This is a genomic window from Candidatus Poriferisodalis sp. (genome assembly GCF_965198245.1).
GTDB lineage: Bacteria > Actinomycetota > Acidimicrobiia > Acidimicrobiales > Poriferisodalaceae > Poriferisodalis.
The window spans coordinates 978586-1004333 of record NZ_OZ240249.1; the positions used below are offsets into that span (position 1 = coordinate 978586).

22 protein-coding genes are annotated in these 25748 nt (G+C 64.3%); 12 read left to right on the forward strand and 10 right to left on the reverse strand.

Annotated elements, in window-relative coordinates; genetic code table 11:
* Positions 1 to 9 precede the first annotated feature (9 nt).
* Positions 10 to 882, reverse strand: a complete 873-nt coding sequence (locus ACOCMM_RS04655) for a GIY-YIG nuclease family protein (protein ID WP_419552023.1) — start codon at positions 880 to 882, stop codon at positions 10 to 12.
* 172 nt (positions 883 to 1054) lie between these two features.
* Here ACOCMM_RS04655 and ACOCMM_RS04660 point away from each other — a divergent pair, with 172 nt between their 5' ends.
* Positions 1055 to 1303, forward strand: a complete 249-nt coding sequence (locus ACOCMM_RS04660) for a hypothetical protein (RefSeq protein ID WP_419552024.1) — start codon at positions 1055 to 1057, stop codon at positions 1301 to 1303.
* A 322-nt stretch (positions 1304 to 1625) separates the two neighbouring features.
* On the opposite strand, the gene ACOCMM_RS04665 is transcribed toward ACOCMM_RS04660, so the two are convergent.
* Positions 1626 to 2156 (reverse strand): HNH endonuclease, encoded by a 531-nt coding sequence (locus tag ACOCMM_RS04665; RefSeq protein ID WP_419552025.1) that lies wholly within the window; start codon positions 2154 to 2156, stop codon positions 1626 to 1628.
* A gap of 496 nt (positions 2157 to 2652) precedes the next feature.
* Here ACOCMM_RS04665 and ACOCMM_RS04670 point away from each other — a divergent pair, with 496 nt between their 5' ends.
* Positions 2653 to 3651 carry a hypothetical protein gene (locus ACOCMM_RS04670; protein ID WP_419552026.1) on the forward strand — a complete coding sequence of 333 codons (999 nt, stop codon included), beginning with the start codon at positions 2653 to 2655 and terminating at the stop codon, positions 3649 to 3651.
* 99 nt (positions 3652 to 3750) lie between these two features.
* Here the strand turns inward: ACOCMM_RS04670 and ACOCMM_RS04675 are convergent, their stop codons facing one another.
* Entirely contained in the window at positions 3751 to 4545 is a 795-nt protein-coding gene (locus tag ACOCMM_RS04675; RefSeq protein ID WP_419552027.1) for a TIGR02391 family protein, read from the reverse strand.
* A 236-nt stretch (positions 4546 to 4781) separates the two neighbouring features.
* On the opposite strand from ACOCMM_RS04675, the gene ACOCMM_RS04680 reads away from it, so the two are divergent.
* From ACOCMM_RS04680 to ACOCMM_RS04690, 3 genes are all read left to right on the forward strand, one after another.
* Positions 4782 to 5309: a DUF3644 domain-containing protein gene (locus ACOCMM_RS04680; RefSeq protein WP_419552028.1), complete on the forward strand. Its 528-nt coding sequence runs from the start codon at positions 4782 to 4784 to the stop codon at positions 5307 to 5309.
* A 54-nt stretch (positions 5310 to 5363) separates the two neighbouring features.
* Positions 5364 to 6902 carry an IS1182 family transposase gene (locus ACOCMM_RS04685; protein ID WP_419551906.1) on the forward strand — a complete coding sequence of 513 codons (1539 nt, stop codon included), beginning with the start codon at positions 5364 to 5366 and terminating at the stop codon, positions 6900 to 6902.
* A gap of 98 nt (positions 6903 to 7000) precedes the next feature.
* Complete coding sequence (locus ACOCMM_RS04690) at positions 7001 to 7783, forward strand: DUF3644 domain-containing protein (protein ID WP_419552029.1); 783 nt, start codon at positions 7001 to 7003, stop codon at positions 7781 to 7783.
* Positions 7784 to 8232: 449 nt separating this feature from the next.
* Here the strand turns inward: ACOCMM_RS04690 and ACOCMM_RS04695 are convergent, their stop codons facing one another.
* Positions 8233 to 9018, reverse strand: coding sequence for a CBS domain-containing protein (locus ACOCMM_RS04695; RefSeq protein WP_419552030.1), 786 nt, complete (start codon positions 9016 to 9018; stop codon positions 8233 to 8235).
* A gap of 1179 nt (positions 9019 to 10197) precedes the next feature.
* Between ACOCMM_RS04695 and ACOCMM_RS04700 the strand changes: the two genes are divergently transcribed.
* The gene (locus tag ACOCMM_RS04700; protein ID WP_419552031.1) at positions 10198 to 10824 is read left to right on the forward strand and encodes a pentapeptide repeat-containing protein; all 627 of its coding nucleotides are present in this window, start codon (positions 10198 to 10200) and stop codon (positions 10822 to 10824) included.
* A 242-nt stretch (positions 10825 to 11066) separates the two neighbouring features.
* Here the strand turns inward: ACOCMM_RS04700 and ACOCMM_RS04705 are convergent, their stop codons facing one another.
* Both ACOCMM_RS04705 and ACOCMM_RS04710 read right to left on the reverse strand, forming a co-directional pair.
* Positions 11067 to 12239, reverse strand: coding sequence for an amidohydrolase family protein (locus ACOCMM_RS04705; protein WP_419552032.1), 1173 nt, complete (start codon positions 12237 to 12239; stop codon positions 11067 to 11069).
* A 28-nt stretch (positions 12240 to 12267) separates the two neighbouring features.
* Positions 12268 to 12858, reverse strand: coding sequence for a disulfide bond formation protein DsbA (locus ACOCMM_RS04710; protein WP_419552033.1), 591 nt, complete (start codon positions 12856 to 12858; stop codon positions 12268 to 12270).
* 273 nt (positions 12859 to 13131) lie between these two features.
* Between ACOCMM_RS04710 and ACOCMM_RS04715 the strand changes: the two genes are divergently transcribed.
* A complete protein-coding gene (locus ACOCMM_RS04715) occupies positions 13132 to 13413 on the forward strand; it encodes a type II toxin-antitoxin system RelE/ParE family toxin (protein WP_419552034.1) in 282 nt (93 codons plus the stop codon).
* A gap of 18 nt (positions 13414 to 13431) precedes the next feature.
* Positions 13432 to 13722: a HigA family addiction module antitoxin gene (locus tag ACOCMM_RS04720; RefSeq protein ID WP_419552035.1), complete on the forward strand. Its 291-nt coding sequence runs from the start codon at positions 13432 to 13434 to the stop codon at positions 13720 to 13722.
* A 54-nt stretch (positions 13723 to 13776) separates the two neighbouring features.
* Here ACOCMM_RS04720 and ACOCMM_RS04725 read toward each other — a convergent pair whose 3' ends face one another.
* On the reverse strand, positions 13777 to 16461 hold the full coding sequence (locus ACOCMM_RS04725; RefSeq protein WP_419552036.1) for a CaiB/BaiF CoA transferase family protein: 2685 nt from the start codon (positions 16459 to 16461) through the stop codon (positions 13777 to 13779).
* 80 nt (positions 16462 to 16541) lie between these two features.
* A complete protein-coding gene (locus tag ACOCMM_RS04730; RefSeq protein WP_419552037.1) occupies positions 16542 to 17915 on the reverse strand; it encodes a serine hydrolase domain-containing protein in 1374 nt (457 codons plus the stop codon).
* A 178-nt stretch (positions 17916 to 18093) separates the two neighbouring features.
* Between ACOCMM_RS04730 and ACOCMM_RS04735 the strand changes: the two genes are divergently transcribed.
* Positions 18094 to 19644 (forward strand): class I adenylate-forming enzyme family protein, encoded by a 1551-nt coding sequence (locus ACOCMM_RS04735; RefSeq protein ID WP_419552038.1) that lies wholly within the window; start codon positions 18094 to 18096, stop codon positions 19642 to 19644.
* A 46-nt stretch (positions 19645 to 19690) separates the two neighbouring features.
* Positions 19691 to 20911, forward strand: a complete 1221-nt coding sequence (locus ACOCMM_RS04740; RefSeq protein ID WP_419552039.1) for an amidohydrolase family protein — start codon at positions 19691 to 19693, stop codon at positions 20909 to 20911.
* 60 nt (positions 20912 to 20971) lie between these two features.
* Here the strand turns inward: ACOCMM_RS04740 and ACOCMM_RS04745 are convergent, their stop codons facing one another.
* Together ACOCMM_RS04745 and ACOCMM_RS04750 are read right to left on the reverse strand one after the other, a co-directional pair.
* The gene (locus ACOCMM_RS04745; RefSeq protein WP_419552040.1) at positions 20972 to 21280 is read right to left on the reverse strand and encodes a hypothetical protein; all 309 of its coding nucleotides are present in this window, start codon (positions 21278 to 21280) and stop codon (positions 20972 to 20974) included.
* 252 nt (positions 21281 to 21532) lie between these two features.
* Positions 21533 to 23032, reverse strand: a complete 1500-nt coding sequence (locus ACOCMM_RS04750) for an AAA family ATPase (protein ID WP_419552041.1) — start codon at positions 23030 to 23032, stop codon at positions 21533 to 21535.
* A gap of 222 nt (positions 23033 to 23254) precedes the next feature.
* Here ACOCMM_RS04750 and ACOCMM_RS04755 point away from each other — a divergent pair, with 222 nt between their 5' ends.
* Both ACOCMM_RS04755 and ACOCMM_RS04760 read left to right on the forward strand, forming a co-directional pair.
* Entirely contained in the window at positions 23255 to 24451 is a 1197-nt protein-coding gene (locus ACOCMM_RS04755) for a CaiB/BaiF CoA transferase family protein (protein ID WP_419552042.1), read from the forward strand.
* Positions 24452 to 24570: 119 nt separating this feature from the next.
* Positions 24571 to 25746 (forward strand): DUF1015 family protein, encoded by a 1176-nt coding sequence (locus tag ACOCMM_RS04760; protein ID WP_419552043.1) that lies wholly within the window; start codon positions 24571 to 24573, stop codon positions 25744 to 25746.
* Positions 25747 to 25748: the final 2 nt, after the last annotated feature.

The following is a 25748-nucleotide window of genomic DNA, read 5'->3' on the forward strand; positions in this document are numbered from 1 at the left end:
CATCCGCACCTACGTCTCGCTCGTCATGTCAAACGTTTGGAGGTCCTTGAGCGTCTGACCTTCGGCCGTTCTCCACTCAAGCCTGCCGTTCGATGGCCGGCCGAGCATGACCATCGCTGCCGTCGAAGGCGCGGAAAATACGTAGTCCTCGGTGAGACGCAAGTGCTTGCCATCCTCGACGAAGAGACCCTTATCGGCCAAGGCCGCTCGAAGCTGGGCGCCGTAGGAGTGGATCGAACGCACCGCGTCAGCCCGGGCGAGCGATCCTGCATAGACGACGAACCCGTCAGCAGTCTCGGTCCCTTCGGCCTTGGTGTCCTTGCCGATCAGATGGAGACGGACCGAGCTGGATGGCTGCTTCTCGGCTTTCTGAAACACTTGAACACCCAGCACCGGGTAGATGAGAAGCATCTCCGCCAGGAAGGCTTCGGCCTCGGCGGTGTCGGGCTCGGACAGCGGCGGGAGTGAACCGGCATTGCCGTTGTCGAGCTCCGCTCGTTTCGCTGTGCTGGCCAGCCCAATGAGGCGCGCCTCCAAGTGACGGTTATGTGCCTTGTTGAGGTTGGAGTCCTTGCTGGTGAAGACAATGACCCGGTTCCAGAAGTCCTTGTTCTTGTTGTGGCTGTCGAGTCGGCCGGGGAGGTCGTCGGTCTCACCGATGTACACCCGGCTCGGGAGCAGACCCGATTCAGTCGGCCCAACCAGCAGATAGACGCCCGGACCGTCGAGATCGGGCCGGGCACGCATCTCGCCGTAGCGGGTACGCGGAGCCATGAGCGCCTTGCCGGTCCAGTTGCTCTTCTCGACGACCCACACCCCATCGGCCTCGCTATCAGCCAAGAAAATCCGGATCGAAGTGCCCAGCGGTTTCGGGGGTTCCATCAGTTGGCCCTTCGTAATTCTGTGGGATGACGGGGGGTTGAGGCTCCGTTTGTGCGGGTCGAGGCCGTACTGGGATCGATGTATGCGGACGCCGAACCCTGGCGGGCCCCGAAGGCGAATGATGCTATGTCGGTACCGCTGTGGTTGTCGCAAATTCGAGTGCTGGAGCCGCGTGTCTCCAGCATTGTTCATTGCTCAGTTGTCTGATTGCCATGAGGAATACCCTGCGTTCACCGCAGAGGGAGGCACGATAGCCAAGAACGGCGACAATGGCGGTGGCCGGAACGGTGCCGCAAAAGGCCGCAGTCAGTTCCAGAATCCGAAAAACGGCAACTGGACCAAGCGCGACGCGTCCTCGGGCCGATTCATGGCGATGAAGAGAACTGGCGGCCCGTTCAAGGGCGTACGACGCGAGCACTGAGCAGCGCGAAACAAGCCCCGGAGCTGGGCTCCCGGGGCTTGCTGGATGGTGGGATGTTGGCCAGTCTTGTTTCCGCAGGTTAGACGGGGTGGATTTTGGCCCTCGCCGCAATCTCCACATTGGAAACCAAGCCCGCGGCAGCCTCCTGAGACCGCCAATGGGAGGAGCACGCTGAGAGGCGGCCCGGCTGTGCGGTTCGGAATGGGTGCGAGAGCGCTTGTCGCCGCCGATCCAACCGGCCAAAGATTGCTGCCCGCCTACCGAATCCCATCCGGGCTGTACACCCGGTCCTCGTGCAGGTTCGCGGCTAGCGGCAGCGGTCTCAGATGATCGAACTGCCTTTGCGGCGATTGCAGTCGGCGCAGAGAATCTGGATGTTGTTGACCGAGTTCCCGCCGCCCTTCGCGACGGGGATGATGTGGTCGTATTCGAGGTCGTCTTGGCTGCCGCACTTCTGACAACGTCCCGAGTCACGCTCGAACACGATTGCCCGTACTTCGTCTGGGATCCGTTCGCGTCGGGCGGCGGTGATGTCCTCACTCTTGGTTCGAATCTTGCGCAGCCGTTCCAGTTTCGAGTCTTGCCGCCGCTGGCGGTCCCAGATGAGGAGCGCGACATCCTTGCCCTTCAACTCCGGGTCTGACCAGTACAAGCCCGAATCCGTCCACCACAGGACACGATCCGCGTCGCGGCCAATGCGTGCTGCGCCGTCTCGCTTACGCTGCGCGGTCACCTCCTCATAGGCGGTTTGGTTGAGAACGAAATAGTTGGTCTTCGTCGTGTAGAAGAGCCACTTTCGAAAGAAGAAGCCCCGCTCCTCAACACGGCCGCTGCTTATCTTCCGAAGGCTCATGCTGACACCGACCAAATGATGCGGGCACCGCGTGGATGAGGAGCGTCGTAGCAGCGCTCTTCTCCGACCGACATCCAGGCTCCTTGCCCTGCTTGGACCCGACAAGCGTAGTCCTAGGCCCTCCTGCGACACATCTCAGATCACACAGGGACGTAAGGCGATGTAGCAGCGAGAAACAGTGCCCCGGTTGGCGTCTTCTCGCTAAAGACGACGGCCGTAGGCATCCGCGATCGCGGTGGCCTGGCGCGCGAACATTGATTCGTTGCGTGTCGGCTGATCTGTTCGGCGAGGCGCAGTGTCGGTGTTGCCGGGTTGGGCTTGGGAGCCGTGTGCGGGTCAGTCCCGTGTGACTCGGCGACGGCTTGGTCAGTTTGGAGTGGCGGACATGCGAGTTCGACGGTTTGGCTCTGAGAGTCGCATGGCGGCACTGTGCAGTGAGCCGGACCCGGTGGCGGCAGCGGCGGCAATGACACCGATCTTGGGGGAGGGGTAACGGATGGCGGCTGACTCGTCAGATCGAAACGAGGACGTTCTGGAGCAGGTGCGCGGCCATTGCGATTCTTTCTACCGCGAGATGTCGGTCAGCGCCTATTTCAACACTCGTCTGGCGATTCTCGCCGCCGTCAACGAGCACCGGGAGCAGTTCATTTCGTGGGCTGATCAGGGCCTCAGCTTCCATGGTGTGCACATCACGATTCCCAGCGTCGAGGTCGACGATGATCTGCCGGACCCGCCGTCGGCGTACGACGATCCCTTGCAGTGGTACATCCAGGCCGAGACGCTCTCGCTGCTGCATCACGCGCTGGAGACTCTGCTGCAGCTCTACACAGGCTTGGTCGATGCTTCGGACTGGTGGGACCCGCTGGCGGCTCTCGCCGACCGAGACCGCAGGCTGCCCAAGCTCGTCGCGCAGCACATCACCGGCAAGCACAAGCATGAAATGCGATCCGACGTCAGCTACCTGCTGCTCGGCCAAGAGTCGGTGCCAGATGACGACGCCGAGCGCTTGGCGGCCATCGACAACCTGTCAGGAATCCTGCACGTGCTCGCACGTGAATGGCTCGACGCCCGCCGTCCCTACAACGCCATCAAGCACGGACTGCGCGTCTCCCAGACCGACGCATCGTTCAGCCTCGGACGGACCGCAGACGACTTGGTGAGCATCGCCGACGGCCCGAGCATCAAGTTCTTGAACCACACCGACTGGGAACGCCACCCACCCGGCGACGCCAGCGAGAAGATACGGCACTGGACCGTCGAGACGCACTGGATCAATTTCGGCCACGCAAGCAATCTGATCGCTGTGTCCTGCATGCTGATCGACTGCCTGTGGTCTGTGGCGGTCGCACGCTGGTCCGAGTCAGGCGTCGATGACCTTCAATTGGCGCTTCCCGACCCTAACGAGATCAACCCGAGGACTCTCCGCGCCGGCGACGCCGGGACGCCGGGACAGAAGATGACTTGGGGCTTGTTCACCGAGACGAAGCCGGCCTGAACGGACCGACACCCAAGGGACATTCTGGACCGGCGTGGTTCGTTCGGCCGCGAGGCGGACCAGGCACGCCGACCCGATGCGTCTGCCCAGCGAGCAGACTCACGCCGATACGTGCTCCACCAATTCGCTCGATTCCACCCAGCGGGCGAGGACGCTGAGCGCCGCAAGCTGTTCGAGAGCCTCTTGCTCGTCCAGACCGTCTGTGCCATGCGCCTGCGGGTTCCGGATGCCTTGCGCACAGCCCATGCCGAGAAACTGTGCCCCCTCGTGCGCAGACGTCCACCTCTGAGGCTGCTCGTCCTTGTCGATCTCAGTGAAGCGAAGGCGGGGTGCGTCAACTTCAGGGTCCTTGGTGGAGAACGCCTGCGAATACATGTCCTTGCCGTAGACGTCTTGGCGGCGGGCCTTGATCTGCGTCTGGCGCTCGACGGCCTTCGTCGCGTCGTGAACGGCATGCCCGTAGTGGCCGTCGTCCCAAAGGTTTCTGGCGGCGTCCCAGACCCACCGGTGAAGACGATCCGCTCGCAGTCGCGGACCGCTCGGCTCGAACAGTGCCTCTCGTGTCTCTTGCTGGTCCAGGATTCCCGCTAGACGTTCCGCATGTGCGATCACACCGTCCCACTGCCATTGGCGGCCGAGAGGCTTGAACCTGTCTCGGCCTCCGCGCGGATCGATGGTTTCAGCGGTCTCCTCGATCAACGGGTGCAAGCGCAGCAGCGATATCTGAGAAGCGTCTTGTACGGCGGCACTACGTGCCCGGTTGAGACTGGCCTGCCGACCTGCGGGACTTTGTGATTTCCCGAACGCAGTCTTATAGGCGGCGAGGTTTTCCCTCAGGAGTCGAAGGAATGTCGTGACCTGCTCCTTCGCGAGATCGACATTTACCGAATTCACCTCGACAACCTAGGGAGTGTGGGGTGGACCCATGCAGCGGAGATTCGGGTACGCGGGGAGACTCGTACCCGATGCTGATCAGGGGTGCACTCCGCGAGTAGAGGGCGTTTCGTCGCGTAGCCGTCGCCCCGCAAAATCGAACACCCTCGTCAGCAGTTCACATCGACTCACAGCGCAGCCATCGGCGCGAACTGTCCCCACGCGGCTCCGATACGGCGCCGGATACGGTGCGGCGCATGGCCTCGGTGCCGAGCGAAGCAGACATTGCGCTTGCTCGTGAACTATTCGACAAGTGGGACAACGGCAGCGGGACGTCCAAGAGCGAGTTGGAAAGGCAGACATGGGGCGACGGCTCGTCTCATGGACGGCGCTTTGACCGTTTCGTTCGAACGTACTTGGGCGTCGAGACTTCTCGGCCTTCGAGGCAGTCGGATCGCATCGCCGATCTCGAAGCCCAAGTCCGTGCCTTGGGCGTCCAGCCGGTCGGCACTGCCGAGATCGAGTGGCAGGTCCACCTTCAGCAGGCCAGAGCTTCGTGCCTGGAAGCGCTCCGGGTCTGGAACGATCCCTCCAGCGCATTCCGCACAGGGGCGTTCGCGCTGCTGTTCGTGACGGCGTGGAATAGCCTCGCGTTGGCGCTGCTGCAACGCGAAGGCAAGGAATGGAGACATGTCGACGAATTGGGGCAGCCGATCCTGAGCAGGGGACAGGAGCAGTCGCTCAGCACCGGCGAGCTTGTCGGCCTTGCCCTAGGAGACTGCTGATTTATTGGGCGCGATTTCCGCGTGCGGGGTGGGGGAGCGCGGGACAATGTCGGGGTGCAGGGCTCAGCGGATCAGGATCGGGTGTTGTTGGACGCGGCGGCGGTGTGCGGGCATCTTGTGCCGCCGGGGTCGGTGCATGCGTTGTTGGCCGAGCATCGTGGCCGGCTGTTCGGCGACGAGTTGTTCGAGGATCTGTTCGCGTCGGGGCGGGGCCGTCCGTCGGTGCCGGGCGAGGTGATCGCTGCGGTGATGGTGCTGCAGGCTTTGGAGGGCCTGTCGGACCGTGAAGCGTGTCGGCGGTTGCGGACTGATGTGGCGTGGAAGGCCGCGGCGGGGCTGGCGTTGACCGATGAGGGGTTCCATCACACGGTGCTGACGCTGTGGCGCAACAAGCTGCGCGCAAGCGACCGCGCGGACCGGATCTTCGACGCGGTGCGCGAGCTGATCGCTCTCAGCGGCGCTGTTGCTGGCAGGTCCAGACGTGTTTTGGACTCGACGGTGCTCGACGACGCGGTGGCCCGCCAGGACACCGTCACGATGCTGAGGGTGCAGATCCGTCGGGTCCGCAAGCTGGCGCCCGACCTGGGCGAGGTCCCGGTGCGCGAACGCAATCTCGACCCCGCGGGGCCCGAGGTGGACTGGTCCGATCCCGCCGACATGGAGCGGCTGGTGTCTGAGCTGGTCGACGACGCGTTGGATCTGATCGGCGCAGCGGGGGACCTCGACCTCGACGCGGCCCAGGGCGACGCGGTGGGCCTGTTGGGGCTGGTCGCGGGCCAGGACGTGGAGCCCGCCGGGGAGCCGGGCCGGTGGCGGATCGCCCGCAGAACCGCGACCGGCCGGGTGATCTCGGTTGTGGATCCCCAGTCGCGTCACACTCACAAGACCGCCCACAGCTACCGCGACGGCTACAAGGCCCACATCGCCGCCGAGCCCGACACTGGTCTGGTCACCGCGGCTGATCTGTCTGCCGGCGACACCGGCGACGCCGACGCCGCGATGGGACTGCTCGCCGACGAGCCCGCCGGCATCACGGTGCTCGCCGACAGCGCCTATGGCACCGGCACGCTGAGAGCCGACCTGCGAGCAGCCGAGATGGACGCGGTGATCAAGCCGCCGCCGCTGAACACTGCTGTCGAAGGCGGCTACAGCATCGACGACTTCGACATCGGCTACAGCATCGACCCCCACAGCGGCCGCTTCTGCGGCACCGTGACCTGCCCCGCCGCCGTCACCGTGAACATCACTCCCAAAGGCAACGCCAGCTTCGGCCGACACTGCCGAGCCTGCCCCCACAGGGACCGCTGCACCACCGCCAAGCACGGGCGCACCCTCAAGGTCAACCCCCACCACGACCTGCTCAAAGCAGCACGCGCCCAGGCTCGCACCGAAGCGTTCCAGCACGCCTACCGCACGCATCGGCCCATGGCCGAAAGAACCATCGCGTGGATCGTCCGCCGAGCCCGAAGATGCCCCTACCGCGGCGCCGACAACAACCGGCACTGGCTGAGACTGCGCGCCGCAGCCGTCAACCTGGGACGCCTCGCCAACCTCGGACTCCACCACAACGGCACCAACTGGGCCACCGCCTGAACAACCAGCCAGCACGCCCACACCGACAACGCCCCAACCAGCCCGCCCGCCACCGCGCCGCCGCCCCCACGCCCCAAAACAGCGACACCACAAACCACTTGCTCAGCAGTCTCCTAGAGGGCGACCAGTGCCGAGGAGTTCGAGAGAACGTCGGCAAGTGGATCGAGTTGCGCAATGCAGTGGCCCATCGGCATCTGCCGGCATTGGACGCCCTAGTGATTCCCCTTGCGCAGTCAGGGCTGCTGAATTTCGAGAACGTCCTCGTCGAAGAGTTCGGCCCTGAGTACCAGGTCGGCGAGAAGCTCTCGGTGCCGCTGCAGCTCTCAGGGTTCCGCGACCCGGGGGTTCTGTCATCGCTGAAGAGGCTGCAGTCGTCGTTGCCGCCTGATGTGCAGGCAGTCCTCGCCGCTGCCGATGCCGCACCGGCGGAATTGTTGTCCGATCCGACGTACATGCTGCGAGTGGCGTTCGTCCCGGTTGTACACGGCTCGGGCCGCAGTCCTGATTCGGTCGCTTACTTCGTGCCGCCCGGTGAGGTGCCCTCCGAACTGGCCGAAACTCTCGAACGGTACGTCGTGCTGGCCAAGCCGACGGCTCGTCCGAACTTCACCGCAACCGACGTGATCAACGAGGTCCAACGCCGGGCCGGCTTCAAATTCAGTGTCCACGACCACATTCAGGCGTGCCGCAATCTCGGTGTGCGCCCGCCAGTCGGCGAGCCGGAGACGACGCTCGACTTCCGTTACGCCGAGTACATCAGCAGCCTCAAGAGACACCTCTACAGCCAAGCGTGGATCGACCTCCTCGTCAGCGAGTTCGCTACCCCACAGAGATTCACCGAGTTGACCGGACGTACGGCTGTGCCACTGGAAGCTCCCTAGCCAGCCCCGTCAGCTTGAGTGGCATGCACGTCACGCGTCCCCTGAATCGACGCGCGCGGCCCGCCGAACCACGGCGAACTCCATCGGTCGGTTGCATGTGTCGGCAACGATCATCATGACCGTTCACTTGCAACCACCGATGGAGTTCGCCCACCCTCGACTCGACCAGCGAATTGCAACCGCACCGAGGCGCTGCACAGGGATTGCCAGATCTTGTGGTTCGTCACGGGTTGGGTGGCCTGTGCAGACACAAAGAGATTAGGGCCGTCGTCCCTGAGTTGCGCTAGCCACCCGGCATCGCCGCGGGGACCATCCGCAACAATCTGGCCTATGAGCACTGATACCGCTGCGCCGACCACACCCGATGAACACCACCACAACCCGTTACAGAGCATTCCCAAATATCACAGGCGCTACCAGCCGACTCGGCCACGAGGATCAATCAGAGGCTACTCATTCTTGGCAGTTACCTGCCAATTTCGTGGTGGTTGGGCGAGAATCCTCAGATAGTCGAGTAGATTTCTATGCCTTCCGATGTCGTCCATTTCGAATGGGCGTCCATGCATCAGTTGATTGCGCAGTTTGCGCGCACACTCGATTTCGCCGGTAACTGTAGCTCGGTCTTGATTGGTGCCGAGCAGCTCCCAGTTATTCTGTTGTTCAAGTATCGTCCGGCAATCACCCATCCCGAGATCATCAAGCGTCTTGATCGAAATATCGGCTTCTCCGCGCTGACCGGGTGTGTACTTGTCAGTACACCTTTCGACGAGTCTTCGGAGGAGAACTTCAATCTCGCTTAACAGAAAGAAGGGTTCTGAACTCTCTGCAAGATACTCGGTAAGGTCGTAGAGGGTAACGAGACCATCAATCCGGCCTTTATCTCGTACAAGAACGATTTCTGTATCCAGTATCCTGGGAATTGCGGTAAATAGATCTAGATCTTTGTCGACGACGTGCTGATTTTCTACTAGTGCCTCAGCAAGCGAGGGTTCGCGCCGGCCAAGTCGGGCGCGCGCGATGCTCCGCCAAGTCACGATACCCCTTAGATATTTGCTCCAAGGTTCATCGTGATCGAAGACAGGAATCTGGTTGTACTTGTGGAGCAGCATCAAGGTCTCGACATACCCAATTGGCTTGTCTATATGCGTCCACACCAGTTTTTCACCGAGGGAGGAACTCGGAATGGAGGAAACAAAAATCGGATAAGTCGATGAGAGTTCGTTGCCTAGGGTCATGTGGTCTATTCTCCTTCGGCAGTCGCGATTGCAGGTCCTTGTGATTTTCGTTTCATGATTCACATGAGTTTGTAGCGACCGTCCGTCTTGAGGTTCGCGAGAGTGGCTATTGCCGACTATTGCAGTCGTTTTCTTGTTTACCGGATGGGGATGAGTGTATCTGCCCCATGACGGGTGACGAGTTCCGATCGTGGTCGCGTTTGATCAATCACGGTGACCGATCTTGCGATGTAGTTGCCACCGGTGGCGGTGCCAGTGTGGCAGCAGGGCTGAGCGCGTTGGAATGCGCTCGTGTCGATCCGCACGTGGCTATGTGTGCGAGCGCCGAGGACATATCCCCGGTGTCCGGCGATCTTCTCGGGAGTTGGACCGCGGTCGGGGCCGTGGCGGTGTGTAGCGGCGGCACGCCGCGGCGTGGGGTACACGCCCGGCGGGCCTGGACGGAGATCTCTGTCACGGGCGAGGGTTGGGAACTATCGGACACAGCGGCGGTGTGCGGGTATCTGTCGGCGGCGTGATCGGTGCGATGAGTCCCATGTAGTGGTGTAAGGAGGGGAGCAGCTTGTGCTGTGCCCGGGACGAATGCGCGGCACACCAGCAAATGGCACCAGAGTCGATCATTCGACAGACCCGAATCGGTTAGCCTCCAGCTCTGTGTTTGTCCTGTTGGCCCGAATTTGTCCGTTCATCGTGCTGCTATGCGCCCTGACGCTGACTGCCGTCGCGCTGCCGTCTCCCGCTCATGCAGCGCCAGCGATGCATTTGCCTCCCGATGCGACTAGAGGCGATTGCCCGGGTAAGATTGCAGTTGTCGTGGCGTCTGATGCCGATGCGCAGTCAGACGTTTACTCGGCCGTCACACTGGCCGGAGCACTGGGGACTGAATGCCTCGTGCTCGCAGGGGAGCGAACTGGACCTATGCCTCCTGAGCAACGTGCTCGGTTGGACCGCGCTGCTTCTGGCGGCTATGTCGTCGGTGGCACGTCAGCAGTCCCAACCAGCAAGCTGGCAGGCCGCACAATGAAAAGAATCGGTGGTGCCGACCGCTGGGAGACAGCGCGCGCCGTCGGCACTGAGGTGGCACTGCTAGTTGGAGACATGCCCGCCGAGGGCGGGCAGATCGTAGGAGAGGCGGCCGGAAGCTGCCCAGCCAGACCTTATCGGCATAGGAGTGGCAAAGTGAATCCGGCGCTGGATCTACGGTGCGCGGACTTGCGAGCTGCGGATATGACAGGGTTGAACATGCGACGCATTAATCTGTATCAGGCAGATCTCCGTGACGCCAAGCTTGAGGGCGTGAACCTCCACGATGCATCCTTGTCAGGTGCCGATCTGCGGAACGCCGATCTTGATAGCGTACAGTTCTTTGGCGCATCCTTGTTGGGTGCCGATCTGCGGAGAGCTGATCTCCGCAAGTCGATTCTCGCGGGCGCGGACATTACATGTGCTGATTTCTCTGGCGCGAATCTTCAAGACGCCGTGCTGCCGGGTCTGCTGTGGCGACCGTGTATATTCAAGATCACCTTTCCTGCACCCAACTTTGCTGATGCAAACCTACGACGCGCGAGTCTCGTCAATACCGACTTCAATCACGTGGACTTCTCCAACGCCGACTTACGTGAATCATCGCTCGATAACGCGGATTTCACGCATGCGAACCTCGAGGGTGCGGATCTACGTAACGCAGACTTGACAAGGGCAAACTTCTTCAGTGCAAATCTCAATGGCGCTGACTTGCGCGGGGCAACCCTCACATTCGCCCGCTTTGACTATGCGACAACGAGTGGGTGCCGAGGATGCCCGTGAATGAGGTTATGCGTATCGCACCCAAGACAGAATTGAATGAGGCTTCGCGAGCGGGGAGCGTCCGACAGTCTCCATTCGGAGGTGTTTGACGAGGACTTCACGTAGCGCGTTGAAGCAGGCCGCGCGCCGACCTGAGTCAGTCGATTGAGATGTGGCGACGGGTCTGACTTGGCATTGGCGGATGTCCTTGCGCAGCTGAGCGCAGCACAGCGGTCAACGCAGAAGCTGAGAAAGCGTCTGTGTCAGATGTCGATGCGGTAGAGCTCGGCGGCGTTGAGGGACATGATTCGCTCGACGTCGTCGCGAGGGATCCCTTCGAGCGCCCTGGCCAGGTCGTGGTCGTCGCGGGGGTAGAGGCAGGTGGGGTGGGGGAAGTCGGTTTCGAACATCAGCGATTGGGCGCCGACGTATTCGAGGGTGGGCCGGACCGTGGAGCGCTCGAACCAGAAGCAGCCGTAGAACTGGCGCCTGAAGTAGTCCGAGGGCAGCATCGACAGCTCGGCAAGCTCGTTGGGCGCCGTCTCATGCATCTGATGGTCGAGCACTTCGAGGAAAAACGGCAGCCAGCCCACCCCGCTCTCGACCGAGACGAACTTCACATTGGGGAACCGCTCTGGCACGCCGGAGTAGATCATGTTGCCCACGACCCGAGCGTTGCCCATGAAGAGATTCGCCGAGCCGACCGCCAGGCGGCGTTCGGGCCCGAACGACGGCCACGGCGCCTTGCCGTAGTAGTCGAGGTTGCCCTTCGACGACCCGATGTGGAAGTTCACCGGCATCGCCAGGTCCGAGCACGCCTGCCACACGGGATCCCAGTGCGGCATCGCCATGTCGGGAAGGCCGGCCTCTTCGGGATTGGAGCACGTCACGATGCCCCGCAAGCCGTTTGCGTGACAGCGCTCGATCTCGCGCACCGAAGCGTCAAGATCCCACCAGGGCAGCAGCGCCATGCCGAACACTCGCTGGCCAGTGGCCTCCTGGAACTCAGCCAATGCGTCGTTGTAGATCTCGACCGAAATGATGCGCAGCGCATCGTCGGGCGACTTCAGGAAGTTCTGGTTCCCGAAGCCGGCGACGTTGGGGTACATGATCTGCGCTTCGATGCCGAGTTCATCAAGCATCGCAACCCGGGCTTCGGCGTCGTAGCTGGCGCGGTGCACCATGTCGTTGTCGAAGTCGAAGAACACCGTGCCGGTGACCTTCTCGCCGTCCGGGCCGACGACTGACGACGCGATCGGCAGGCCGATCGGGATCGAGTCATCGAACCACCAGCGGCGCTTGCCCTCGCGCTCGGTCATCCTGGGCACGCGGTCGCGGTACTTCGCCGGAGCGCGCGACGTCCACAGGTCATAGGGCTCGGACCAGTGGCTGTCGGTGTCGATGATCTTGAGACCGTCGAGGATGGTGCCGCTCATCGCTCCAGAAGCCGTTGTTCGGGGCCGGTCAGCCGACCGGCGCGACGGTCACCGGACGCTCGCCGAATTCGGGGCGCTCGGTGCGCGTCTTCTTCAGCTCCCAGAAGCCGTCCACGTCCATCATGGCGATCATGCCGTCCCACAGCTTCAGGGCGTCTTCGCCCTTGGGCGCCCGGGTGATCACCGGGCCGAAGATCCCGACGCGCTCGCCGTCGCTGCGGTCCAGAGCGATGATCGGCGTGCCGACGTCGGTGCCGACGAGCGCCAAGCCCTCGTCCATGCGTGAGCGGATCTCGGCGTCCCATGACTCGTCCGTCGCTGCTTTGGCGTGCTCCGGATCGATCCCCAGTTCTTCGAGTGCCTTCGCGATGTCGAAATCGCGGTCACCGTCGTGGTGGATGCGGCTCGCAAAATCCCAGTAGACGCCGAACACGGCGTCGTCGCCCTCCGCGGCGCGGATCGACTCCATCACCCGCAGATGCCCGTGGGTGCCCACGACCGCGTCGTAGTACGGACTGTCAGTGGGCGGATTGTTCTTGAAGAGCAGGCTGATCGGCTGCCATTTCACGTTCAGGTTGCGCTTGGAGGCGACTTCGTCGACGACCCACCTGGCCGTCACCCAGCACCAAGGTCAGATGGGGTCTACCCAGAACTCGACGTCGTTGGCCGCGGCCTGCGCCTCAGTGCCCGTGTCAGTTGCCATGGGCGCAATCTACCCGTGGCGTGCGACTCGCGTCCCTGGCTGTCCAGCTCAGCATCGGTCGCTGGTCATTGTGGTCGACCACAGCGTCTGAAGAATCGGAAAGCGCACCTCAAGGCCGACTTTCACTCTGGCGCCGTTCGCGAGGTGTACGATTGACGTACGCCGTCAATACTGGCAGGATGCGGAACAGTGATCCTCGGCTACAAGGACAAGAGGACTGAGATGTTTGCCAATGGGGTGTTTGTTCCAGCGTTTCAGGGATTCGAACAGCAGGCAGCGAAGAGGCTGGCGATTCTGAATGCGGCACCCTCGCTGGAAACTCTGAGAGCGTTGCCGAGCAACCGACTCGAAGCCCTCAAGGGCGACAGAAGGGGTCGGCACTCCATCCGGGTCAACCGGCGGTGGCGAGTCTGCTTCGTTTGGGCGGAAGGGCAGGGGCCCGGCGATGTCGAGATCGTGGACTATCACTAGCAAAAGAGAGGTTCGGAGATGTTGCGACGAGTCGTTCACCCAGGAGAGGTGCTCAAGGGCGAGTTGGAGGAGTTTGGGATCACGCCCACTGAGTTCGCTCGCCAGATTTCTGTGCCGCCCAATCGCGTGTCTCAGATCATCGCTGGCAAGAGGTCGATCACCGGGGACACCGCATTGCGCCTTGGGCACTGGTTCGGCGTGGAGTCTCAGTTTTGGATGAATCTGCAAACGCAGTTCGATCTGGCGGTTGCTGGCCAGGAGATCGGCGAGACAGTGAGAGCTCTGCCGACTGCACGCCAACCCGTCTGACAAGCAACCTCCTGGGCTGGCTGGGGTAAGCGGGGCACAAATGTTGGCGCTGCTCTACAGCGGGGTGCCGTCGGGGTGCAGGTAGTCGCGGCTGATGTGGCCTTCGTCGCAGAGCGCCTGCCACTGGTCGTCGTCCATGCCGAGGAGTCCTCGGAACACGTACTCGTTGGCGTCGCCCAGGATGCCGATCGGCCTCCACGGCATCTCGGGGCCATCCCAGCGCCACTGGCGACCTGGGAAGCTGTGCCAGCCCTGCTCGGTCGAGCCGTTTTCTCGAAACCAGCAGCGATCCGCCATCTGCGGATCGGTCCGAAGCTGTGACTCGCGCAGCACTTGACCAGCCGGTACACCGGCCACTTGGCACTGATGGAAGGCCTCGGCCGAGGTGCGCTGCTGCGTCCAGGCGCTGACGCGAGCGTCGATCTCGTCATGGTGAGCCATGCGGCCTTCGTGTCTAGACAGCCGTTCATCTGATGCGAGGGGCGGCGCACGCTCGCCGGCCGTCCGATCCAACAGAATGGCGAGCGCCCGCCAGTCGTCGTCGTTCTCGCACGCGATGACTACCCACTCATCGTCCTGGTCCGGACGGGCGGGGTCCACAGCGCAGCGGTAGCAACCCTGGGGTGCACGTGCGACGGACCGATTTCCCAGCGGATGATGGCGGGTTCCGTTGGCCGCAGCGTCGATGAAGTACTCGCCGATGTGCTGCATCACGTTTTCCGATTGGGAGAACTCGATGAGTTCGCCGACGCCTGTTCCGCCTTCCCCGTCGGCGCCGTCCCGTCGGGCCAGCACTGCCAGCACAGCGAAAGCGGCCGTTGCAGCGCTGGCGGGATCCATGTGGAAGACCGACGTCAGGCTCGTGGGGTCGTCGTCGGCGTAGCCGCGCAGCCCGGTCAGCCCGCACATCGCCTCGAAATTGGCGCCGAATCCCAGCCAATCGGCCGAGGGCCCGTCGAGACCCATGGGCGGCATCCGCAGCATGATCACCCGCGGGTTCGCTGCGTGGACCGTCTCCCAGTCGATGCCCAGCTTCGCCAGCACCCCGATGGAGTTGTTCTCCACGATCACGTCGACGTGATCCAGCAGCCGCCGCAGCGTCTCGCGGCCCAACTCGGTGCGCGGGTCCAGCGTGCAGCTCAGCTTGCCCCGGCCGTGTGAGCTGAACATGTTCTGACGGTTCCACGGCCGCGGTCCCGGATCGTTGTCGGGGTAGCCCGACAGCGGCCCCAGCTCGCGCACGACTTCGGCAGGCGGGCGCGCCATCAGGCCCCGCGTGGCGGTCGGGAAGACGAACGGGTTGTCGACCCGGATCACCTCCGCGCCGAGGTCGGACAGGTACATCGTGCAGCCGGGGCCTGCCCACACCACAGTGAGGTCCAGAACTCGGATGCCGTCGAGCGGCAGCCGCGGAGGCTCATGATCGATCCGCGCGTGCGTGCCGACTGAGCTGGCCGATGCATTGCTCGCTGCAGCATCGCTGGCCGAAGCGTCGCTGCGGGAGCGTTCAGCGGCGCGGGCACGCGTCGCAGCGTCGTGCTCGCCGAGCAACGGTGCCGGCGCCGGCACATCTGGCTGAGCATCCGCGCCAGCGTGCAAGCGAAATGGCGCTGTGAGCTGGGTCACGGTCCCAGCGACAGGATGGGTGACCTCGACGAAGACACCGCGGGAGACGAAGTGCTCGTCGTCGAGCACATCGACCGGTGCGTTCAGTGGCGTCACCGCCCACTTGTGGACTTGCGCCGCTGCCGCCACGCTCGCCTTGGAATGGCTGAACAGCCACGGGTACAAGGCAGTCTCGACCATGTCGGGCAGGTCGGGATCGAACACCCACCGGGGACTCGCGAATCGTTCGGCCAGCGAACTGCCGTCTTCGCCATCGCCCAGGCCCAGTCCGGCCGCAGCCAGCGTCTGCACCATCCGGGGCGCCCATGTGGGGAGGGTGAAGACGAGCGCCCAGCCATCGGTCACGGGGTAGAAGCCGACGGGCGACGCCCGCTGGGGCTGGCGGGGCTCACGTGCCACATCGGTGCCGGTGTACGCCTGGTAGATGAGGTACGAGCTGCGACGGTCGATGGTGCCGGCCTGGGCCTCGAACGCTGATACGTCGACATGGGCTGGGCGACCGCTGCGCTGGCTGATCTGGAACGCCGCCAGCGTCGGCACGGCCGCCAGATTGCCGACTTGATACGAGGTGACATCACCGCTCAGCTTCACCGGCTCGCGCTCGTCGATGCCGGTGCCCCACATCGGCCCGCCCATTGCGTACGTGACGATGTCGCTGCCCCGGTAGCCGGCCTCCGCGTACGGACCGGACTGGCCGAACGGTGTGATCGAGGTCAGCACGATGCCAGGGCTCAGGAGGCACATCGTGTCGTAGCCGAGCCCGATGGCATCGAGATGTCCTGGTGCGAACGACTCGATCACGATGTCGGATTCCGCCACGAGCGCCCGGACGAAATCGACGTCGTCAGTGCTCGGCGACGGCACGTCGAGGTCGGCGATCACGCTCTGTTTGTTGGTGTTCAGGTGCAGGAAGAGCGGCGAGCGCTCCAGGCTGCCGGCCCCTGATGGCGTTCCCGAAGGGCCCCACGGACCGTGGCGACGCGCCGGATCACCACCCGGCGGCTCCACCTTGATGACGTCGGCGCCGTGGTCGGCGAAGAGCTTGCCCAGGTACGGACCCGAGATTCCCGTCGCCAGTTCCAGCACTCGAATGCCGGCCAACAACTGGCTCACTGCTGCCCCCTTGTCCGGCCCCGAAGGTCAGTTCCGACGGGGCAAGTATGGCCGATGGCCCAGAATCGCCCGGTGGCCCGTCAGCCCATCGTGACCAGGATCGGGGCAAGCGTGACGAGCAGGTCGTCCACGTCATTGTCGGCGTCGATGCCGAGCAGGTTGGCATTGATGGCGATGCCGAGGTCGAACGCGGGCACGTATGCAGCGATCGTGCGAAAGCCCGGCACGCCACCGCCGTGAGAGTGGACCGTCAGCCCCATGACTTCGTCGGTGTTGATGCCCAAGCCGTTGTTGTCGGCGGGATCCGGATGCCCAGTCGTCATGAGGGCGATCTGGCTCGCATCGAGGATGTCGCCTGCAAAAAGGCCTCGGATCAGCAGCGCCACGTCGCCGATGCGTGCTTCGATGCCGCCGCCGGTCCACCCGGCGGAACGGGCGAGCTCTTGGGGCATCGTGCCGATGTCGACGTAGATGGCGCCTTGGAGGGAGATCTTGTTGTCGCCGGTGAGCCCGAGGATCGGGCCCAAGACGTAGGCGAATGTGCCGCCGACGTACCCGTTCGCGTTGGGCTCGGGCGGGAACTCGCTGGGTGTCAGATAGGTGTGCGACAGGCCAAGCGGATCGAACACCCGGGCACGCATCTCATCTGCCGCCGGGTTGTCGGTGACGGCTTCGATGAGCAAGCCCGCAGCGACGTAGCCGGTCGTGTTGTAGTGGCGTTCAGTGCCCAAGTCGGCCACTGGTCCGTAGGCCGCAGCGAACTCCAGGATCTCCTCGGGCGTCATCGGCTCATTCAGCCGTGGCGCCGCAAGTTGGAAGAACCTCGGGTCGACGGCGAACTCCACGAAGCCTGAGGTATGCCCGAGCAGGTCCCGCACGGTGACCGTCGCGGCGTGCTCGTATCCGGGTGCCCAGTCGTCGCCCAGGTAGTGCGCGACGGGCGCGTCGAACTCGACCCGTCCTTCGGCGACGAGCTGCAAGACGACCGCGGCGGTGACGGCCTTGGTTACTGACCCGATGCGGACGTGGTGATCAGGGGTCATCGGCGTGTCAGTGGCGAGATCGCTGACACCCCAGGCGAACGTGAGTGGCTCAGCACCTCCCCGGGTGACGGCGAGCACTACGCCGGGGGCGCCGGTCTCATCCATCCACGCCAGGACGGCAGCGCTGAGCCGGTCGATGGGCTCCGCTGCAGGCTCGGCGGCCTTGGTGGTTTTAGGCGTCGACGCGGCCGTTGTCGCCGGTGCCGGGGCTTGCGTGGTGGGTGCCGGCGCCGCGGTGGTCTCCGACGCGGCCGTTGTCGCCGGAGCGGCCGTAGTGGTTGGAGCCGCTGCTTCGGTGGCCGGTGCCTGGGCTGTTCCGTCGCTCGCCGTGTCCGGCGAGGTGTCATCGGTGCTGCTGCACGCGGCTGCCAGCAAGCCGAGACCCAGCAGGACACATGCGAGCCGCTTCATGCGCGAAGCGTAGGGACCCCAGCGGAGAGTGGGCGAGTCATCGGCGCCAGCGGTAGGCAGATTGTGTCGCTGCTTGCGCTCTTTCTGGCGCGTCGCAACGACACCTGCGAGTATCTGCGGTGATCTCTGCCCGTGCGGGCCACAGGGGGCTGTTGTGAATCTGGGAATGCTGCTCTTTATGCCAGCAACCATTGCTGGCGAACAGGTCATCTTGATCGACACCTCGACGGAGGCCGGCGGCGGCAGCGCACGCGAAGTCACCTACCAGGATCTGCTCGACAACGTGTCACGCACCGCGGGAATGTTGACGATGCTCGGCGTCGGTGTCGGCGACCGTGTCGGCATCTTCGCCACCAACAGCGTCGAGTGCGTGGAAGCCATCTTCGGCGGTGCATTCGTCGGAGCCACCGTCGTGCCGATGAACTTCCGCGCCGGCGCCGAGGAGACGGCTCACCTGCTGAGCGACAGCGGCATCAGCGTGCTGTTCACCGAGTCTCGCTACAGCGACCTGATCGAGCAGAACAAGCCCGCCGACCTCGAGCACCTCTACGTGCTTGACGACCCCGATTCCTATGCATCTGCACGAGACGAGGCATTCGAGCTGCCCGTTCCCGAAGATGTCGACTCCGACGGGCTGTGCGCGTTGCTGTACACCAGCGGCACCACGGCCATGCCCAAGGGCGTGAAGCTCACCAACGGCGCCATCACCGGCTATGTGATGGGCACCAACGACGCCGCCACGGGCGAAGACATGGGTCGCATGGCGGTAGCCGCGCCGCTTTACCACATCGCGGGGCTGACCTCGATGCTCAACGCGCTGTACAGCGGGCGCGTTGTGGTGCTGCTGCCCCAATTCGAGGCCTCGTCGTGGATTGACTGCGTGCAGGCACACTCGGTGACCCACGCCTTCCTGGTGCCCACCATGCTCGCTCGGGTGCTTGAGGCGCCCAATTTTGCTCACGAGGCATTTGGCGGCCTCGAGGCGATCACCTATGGCGCGGCGCCGATGCCGCCGTCGGTGATCCGGCGAGCCATTGATCTGTTCCCGCCGAACGTCGCGTTCGCCGGGGCATACGGTCAGACCGAGACAACCTCCACGGTGGCGGTCCTCGATCCCGACGATCACCGCATCTCCGGAACCTCCGAGGAGACCGAGCGCAAGCTGCACCGGCTGTCCTCGGTCGGGCAGGTGCTCGAGGACGTGCAGGTCCGCATCGTCGATGCCGACAGCGGCGAGCCAGTCGCACCGGGCCGGATCGGCGAAGTGCAGCTGCAGACGTTTCGCGCGATGGACGGCTACTGGGGCAATGACGAGAAGACCCGCGTGACGATCGACGAAGAGGGCTGGGTGCACACGGGCGACCTCGGCTACCTCGACGACGACGATTACCTGTTCCTTGCCGGCCGTACGGGCGACATGATCATCCGGGGTGGCGAGAACGTGCTGCCTGATGAGGTCGAGGCTGTGCTGTACGACCATCGGTCGGTGCTCGAAGCCGCGGTGGTGGGTCTGCCCAGCGAGGAATGGGGCGAACGCGTCACGGCCGCGGCGGTCGTGCGGCCCGGCAGCGGCACGACCGGCGACGATCTCGTGGCCCATGCGCGCGAGCGCCTGGCGCCTTTCAAGCGTCCCGAGTTCGTGTACCTGATGGACGAGCTTCCGCGGACCTCCACCGGCAAGCTGCTGCGCCGCGACCTCATACCGATGCTTGAAGAGCTGGGAATCTGAGGCTCGATCTGAGGCTGGGCGTGAACGCGCCGGGCTCGCTCGGTCCGTGAGCACCACCTCGGCTCTGGGGTATCGCGACGATCACTTGCACCTGCTGGGGTGCGCCGCAGCACGCCGATCAGTGGACGTAAGTGCCGCTACGTCCATAGAAGAGTTGCTGGCCACAGTGCGGCAAGCCGTACGGCGCCGCAGCGCCGCTGCGTTGGCTGCGCGCCGCCAAGGCGGCGCCGTGTCGGCGGGTGATGCCTCGCACTCGTGGCTGCGGGTCTGGGGCTACGACGATGCGCTGCTCGATGAGCGGCGCCATCCCACGGTTGCCGAGCTGGACTCAGTCGCCGCCGGCTATCCCGCCGTGCTTCATCACATCACCGGTCATGTGGCCGTCGTCAACACCGCCGCGGGTCGGGCACTCGGCCTCGCGTCCGGCGATGTGCTCGTCGAGCGCCACGATGTGCTAGCGGCGGTGCCGCGGCCCGACCGCGCTGCGACGGTGGCATCTGTCACAGATGTGCTGACCGAACTGGCCACCGCGGGCATCAGCGCATGCACCGATGCGACGCACACGAACGACCTCGCCGCGTTGGAACTGCTGGCTGAAGCGGCAGCGGGCGCGCCGTCTGTGGACGTCACGGCGATGGTGGGTGCCGACCGGCTCGACTCGCTCGGGGATCTGACCTTTGGCATGACCGTGCCGGGCCCGTCGGCTGTGTCCGATGAGGTTGGCGTGCGAATCGGTCACGCCAAGGTGATGCCGCCCCACGACGACGAAAGCGCGATCGCCGAAATGGTCGCGACTGCTCGCGCCTGCCGATTTCCCGTCGCCATCCACGCAATGGACATCGACACGTTGCAAGCATCTCTCGATGCCCTCGAAGCGCATCCGCCGATCCTCGACACGGCCCGGTCCGCCGGATCTGAGCGGATTGAGCCAGATCGGATTGAGCCCGATCGCATCGAACACTGTGCGCTTGCGCTGCCAGAGCAGCTCGACCGCATCGCACGGCTTGGCGTCGCCGTGGTTACGCAACCCAGCTTCGTGACCCGTCGTGAGCAGAAGTACCGCGATCAGCTCTCGGTCACGGAGCAGAGCTGGCTGTGGCCGCTCGCCAGCCTGCTGCGCCGTGGGATCAGGGTCACATTGTCTTCCGATGCCCCAACCGTGCCCCCGGATCCCTCTGAGTGGATCGAAGCCGCAACCAGCCGCACCCTCGCCCCGGCCGAGCGCATCGACTCCCAGACCGCCCTGCGACTGTGCCAAGTCTTGTGACGGCGATGCCCACCCTGCGAGTTGCGGTGGCGGGCCAACACTGTGGGGCATCAAGACGAGCTAGGCAGCCGAGATGTTGATGCAGGAACCGCAGTCGATCACTTCGACAGGAACCGTGCGCGATCCGTAGTTGAGCCTCAATCCCTCGGCATCCAGGAACTCCTGTAACTGTTCCCGTTGTTTACCGACGGCGAGGTAGGCCCTCGGGGTGCTTTGCGCACCGACGCCGCTGAATGCATCATGCAGCACTCGAAGACCCTCCCGAAGCTGTTCCCCGGAATCAGGCCACGCGGCGGCACCGAGCTTGAGTTCGACCGCTGCCGCAACGTTCCGTTCGGGCAACGCAGCGACAACGGAGAAGTCGCACATTGGTGTCTCCTCGGATCGTCGACCGGTTTCTCGGTACGTCGAACCTGTGATGTCAAGCTTCAGACGTGACTGGCACGAGCAGTCGCCGTCATCGCAGATGGTCACTTCGCAGTGGACATTTCCCGGAGTGTCGTCGTCGAGGAGTGTTGCGCTGTCGAGTCCACGTGCCCCCGCTTCGAGCAACCGGTCCCGAACGGAACAGGCAAGGCAATCGGCTTGGCCGCAGGGCGGCACTCCGACTCTGTCGGGCATCTAGTCGACCGGGGATTCCAGCAGCGGATTGACGGTGCTTGCCGTCTCGTGGTGCAACGCTCGCATCGTGCCGGTGAAGACGCCTTGGTCGATGCCGTCGATGCGGTCGACCGCAATTGGCTCAGCCGCGCATCCTCGCTGGGTTCGAGAAAACCACAACGCCCGCACTGTCGCTGGGTCGATGTCTGGCGTCGGCACGCCTTTGGGCAGCGACGGCAGTTTTTTCAACGCGTGGGCCCGGACGTGGTTGTTGAGCTGACCGACGAAGGACGACGAGTGCGTCGTCAAAACGACGACAGCGCCAGCGGTGGCGAGCTGCACCAAGAAAGAAGCAATCTGCCGCTGCACTTCTGGGTGCAGATGTGCCTCGGGCTCGTCGATGGTCAGGCAGTGTCCCCACTCAAGCCGGTGCTTGGCGGCCAGCAGCAGCGGCGCCAGCTCGGACAGCATCGCCGATGCACGGGGCAGCGGGAATCGTCCCTCGGGGGTCACAGCCACGAAGTTCGGGCCACCGCCACCGTCGGTGTCGAGCTCAATGGACGCACCGAGCCGTTGCTCAAAGGATTCCACGAGGCGGGGAAACTCAGATTCGGGCATCGGCTGAGACGGTCCGCCGTCCATCTGCAGCCAGAGTGCAAGGAGATCGGCCGTCGTGCCGGTCATGCGCACTTCTGCCGCACCGAGCCGCTCGACGCCTGCGAGCTGCCGCAACGCCACCCCGGCCAGAACTCCGGAGTTCTCCACGATGCCGCTTCGCTGGGCCGGCAAGTGGATTGCTTCGGTGGGCCAGCCATTGAACAGGACAGCGCGGCCCACCGCGATCGCAAGACGCCAGCAGGTGTGGGTGATGTCGTCCGCCACAGGCTCGCTTCCGAGGCGCTCGGCAGGCAGGAATCTCGTCGCGAATGCCACGTTGTCGCCGTCGAGGATTTCGCCGAGCCAGGTGATCGGATTCGGCGGCTCAACGACGACGCCATCGGAATCGATGTCTTCGCTGTCGCTGTTGTCAGAATCGAACCCGACCATGACCGACCACATCAGATCCGTATCGCTTGATCTATTGGAGACCCGTATGAGCGAGCCCGGCGCAACGCCGGCTCGGATCTTGCGCCGCAATTCGCTCGGCGTGGTGCCGTAGGCGTACGCAAGCCCGCGTCGCAGTTCGCGCCCGAAGGTCTGTAGCAAGTCCGTCGAAATGGCCCTGAGCCATTCAGTCGTGTTCTCATCTGGCCGATATTCCAACGCCTGGCTGGCTTGGCCCTCTGAATTCACGAGGCGAAGGAGTTGGGTGACGAAGTCACGAAACTGGCCCGGAATCTCGTCAAAATCACGCCGGCCCGGAACCCGCGCCGCGCTTGTGGACGCCGCCGCGCAGTGCAGCACCGTGGCGAAGAAGCTCTTGCCGGTGTTGTTCTCGCCGACCAGGACGTTGAGGTCGCCAAGATCAATCTGGGCCGACTCCAGCGGGCCGAGGTTCTGCACTTCGACCGAAATGCCCATGCCATCAGCGTACTTGTGAGCCTCCCTAGGAAGGCAGTGCTTGGAATGGGACGACACGGCGCGCAAACACGATCTACGCCAGCAGAGCCGAATTCCCACCGACGACGACCTCGCTCTCCTTGAGAGGTGGGGTTGAGTACCCTGCCGCGTTGCCGCTGCGTCGGCCGCATGACCGGGTTGGCTGGCGCATCGCGATTGGCTCGTTGAGCCAGGGGAGGACAGATGGCCGGGCCGATGGAAGGTGTCCGTGTCGTCGAGCTGGGCGTGTGGGTCGCCGGACCAGCCTGCGGCGGGATACTCGCCGATTGGGGTGCCGACGTCATCAAGGTTGAAACACCGGACGGCGACCCGTTCCGTTCATTGGAATGGCTGTTCCCGGGAGTCGGCAACCCCCCCTTCGATCTGGACAATCGGGGCAAGCGCAGTATCGCCTTGGACCTGCGACAACCGGAGGGCCTCGACGCTCTGCACTCACTGCTGGCAATCGCCGACGTCTTCTTGTCGAACATCCGGCCCGGCGGGCTCGAACGGATGGGCCTCGATTACCCGTCGCTGTCGGAGCGCTACCCGCAGCTGATCTACGCGAGCGTGACGGGGCTATCGCTGCAGGGCGATGAACGAGATCGCCACACCTATGACGTCGGCACGTTCTGGTCGCGTGCCGGCATCGCCCGCTCACTCACCCCAGAAGGTGCCGACCTCCCTTACCAGCGTGGCGGCATGGGCGACCACATGACAGGACTGGCGGCGGCAGCCGGGGTGGCCGCAGCGCTCTATCACCGCACCAGCAGCGGCAAGGGCCAGCTCGTCGAGTCCTCCCTGATGCGCCTGGGCGCCTACATGCTGGGCTGGGATCACAACATCACCGCGATGACCGGTGCCGAGACCGTGGCCAGGGGTCGCGACAATCCGCCCAACCCGCTCATCAACTGCTACCGGTGCGGCGACGGCGAGTGGCTCTGGATGCTGGGCCTCGAAGGCGATCGGCACTGGCCCAACGTCGTTCGCGCGATGGATCGGCCCGACTGGAGCGACGATCCACGCTTTGGCGACATCGTGCTCCGCTGGGAGAACACCGCAGCTCTCACGGCGGAGATGGATGCGGTCATGGCCACCCGCACGCGAGCCGCCTGGGGTGAGATCTTCGATGCAAACGATGTGTGGTGGGCGCCGGTGCAGTCCACCCTGGAGTTTCGATCCGACCCGCAGGCTCAGGCCGCCGGTTGCTGGGTCGAGGTGCCAGCACCTGATGGCGGTACGACCGAGATGGTCGCGACGCCCGTCGACTTCTCCGCGACTGCTTGGGATCCCAGCGGACCATCGCCCGAGCTGGGTCAGCACACCGAGTTGATCCTGGCTGAGCACGGCTACGACTGGGATGCAATCGAGCAGTTGAAACAGGCCGGTGTCATTCCCTGACAGGCGCCGCGCGTCGAAACAACTGCCGACCGTGAGATAACTTCGATCCGCCGCGTCGCAGTGCGTCCCGAGCTCAACAACACGGGCGAACGAGATGGGGCGGCGGGGAAGGAGAGCGGATGATCGAGCCGGTCAGCGCGCGTATTCTGACGCCCGAATGGGCGCCGACGGTGATACCCGCGCCATACGACTCGCTCACGCCTGCGGAGCAGGCGCAGCACCTCGCTGAGAATCCCGATTCATTTGCCCATGTCGCCGGATCGCCGCCGGAGAGCTTCGGTCACCCGAGCGAGCACTTGCAGCACGCCACGCGCAGCACCCAGGCACTTGATCGGCTCATCGGGCTGGGCGCGTTCGGCTCCACCCGCGCACCGAGCCTGTACGTGCAGTGCGTCGAGGCAGACGGTCACACTCAGCATGCGTTGCTTGGGGGAGTGCGCCTCGGCTCTCACGAGCTGCGCCCGCACGAGGACACTCAGCCTGGCCGGGTCCACGGCTTGGCAATGCACTTCACCGAAGTCGGCCGAATGTCGAGTCCCGTCGTTGTCACAGCGCCGCGGCTGTCAGTCGTCGCCGAAGTCATCGAGGCCACCCTTGCTGCAGCTAGGTCGTCCACTCCGCTCGAGCCGCTGCTCGACACCAAGACCGCCGACGGCGCGCTGGTCACGCTGTGGCCCGCCGTCGTCCCAGGCGGCGAGGGCGCCAGCGTCGGTCTCGACGGCCCGCTGTACATCGTGGACGGGCACCACCGTGTCGCTGCCGCCAGGCAAGCCGGCTTCTCGCACGTGCTCGTGGCGTGCGCTCCCACAGATGAGCTGCACCTCGGCAGCTTCGACCGCGAGCTGAGCGAACTCGACATGATGCCCCGGCGCGTCCTGGATCTGATGAGGGCTCGCTGCGAGGTAACCGAGGTGTCCGACATCGCCGCTGCGCGCCCCTCCTCACCCGGGTGGATCGGCGTCGGCGTGGCGGGCCATTGGTTCCGCGCACGCCGCCATCACACCGGGCCATCCGACGATGCGTCGCCGGTCCACAACCCTGCGAACCGGTTGGACGCCGCTTTCGTGCACGAATTTGTGCTCAGCGAGGTCTTCGGCGTCACGAGCGACTCCGACCCCAGGCTGACATACCGCCCGACGACCGTCGCCGGATCCCAAGTGCCGGTAACGATCCTGCTGGCGCCGGTACCGCTCGGAGCGGTCTTCGAGGTGGCCGATTTCGGCGGTGTGATGCCACCGAAGACCACCTACTTCTTGCCGAAGGCCCGCTCCGGAGTGCTGCTCGTCCGCTGCTGAGG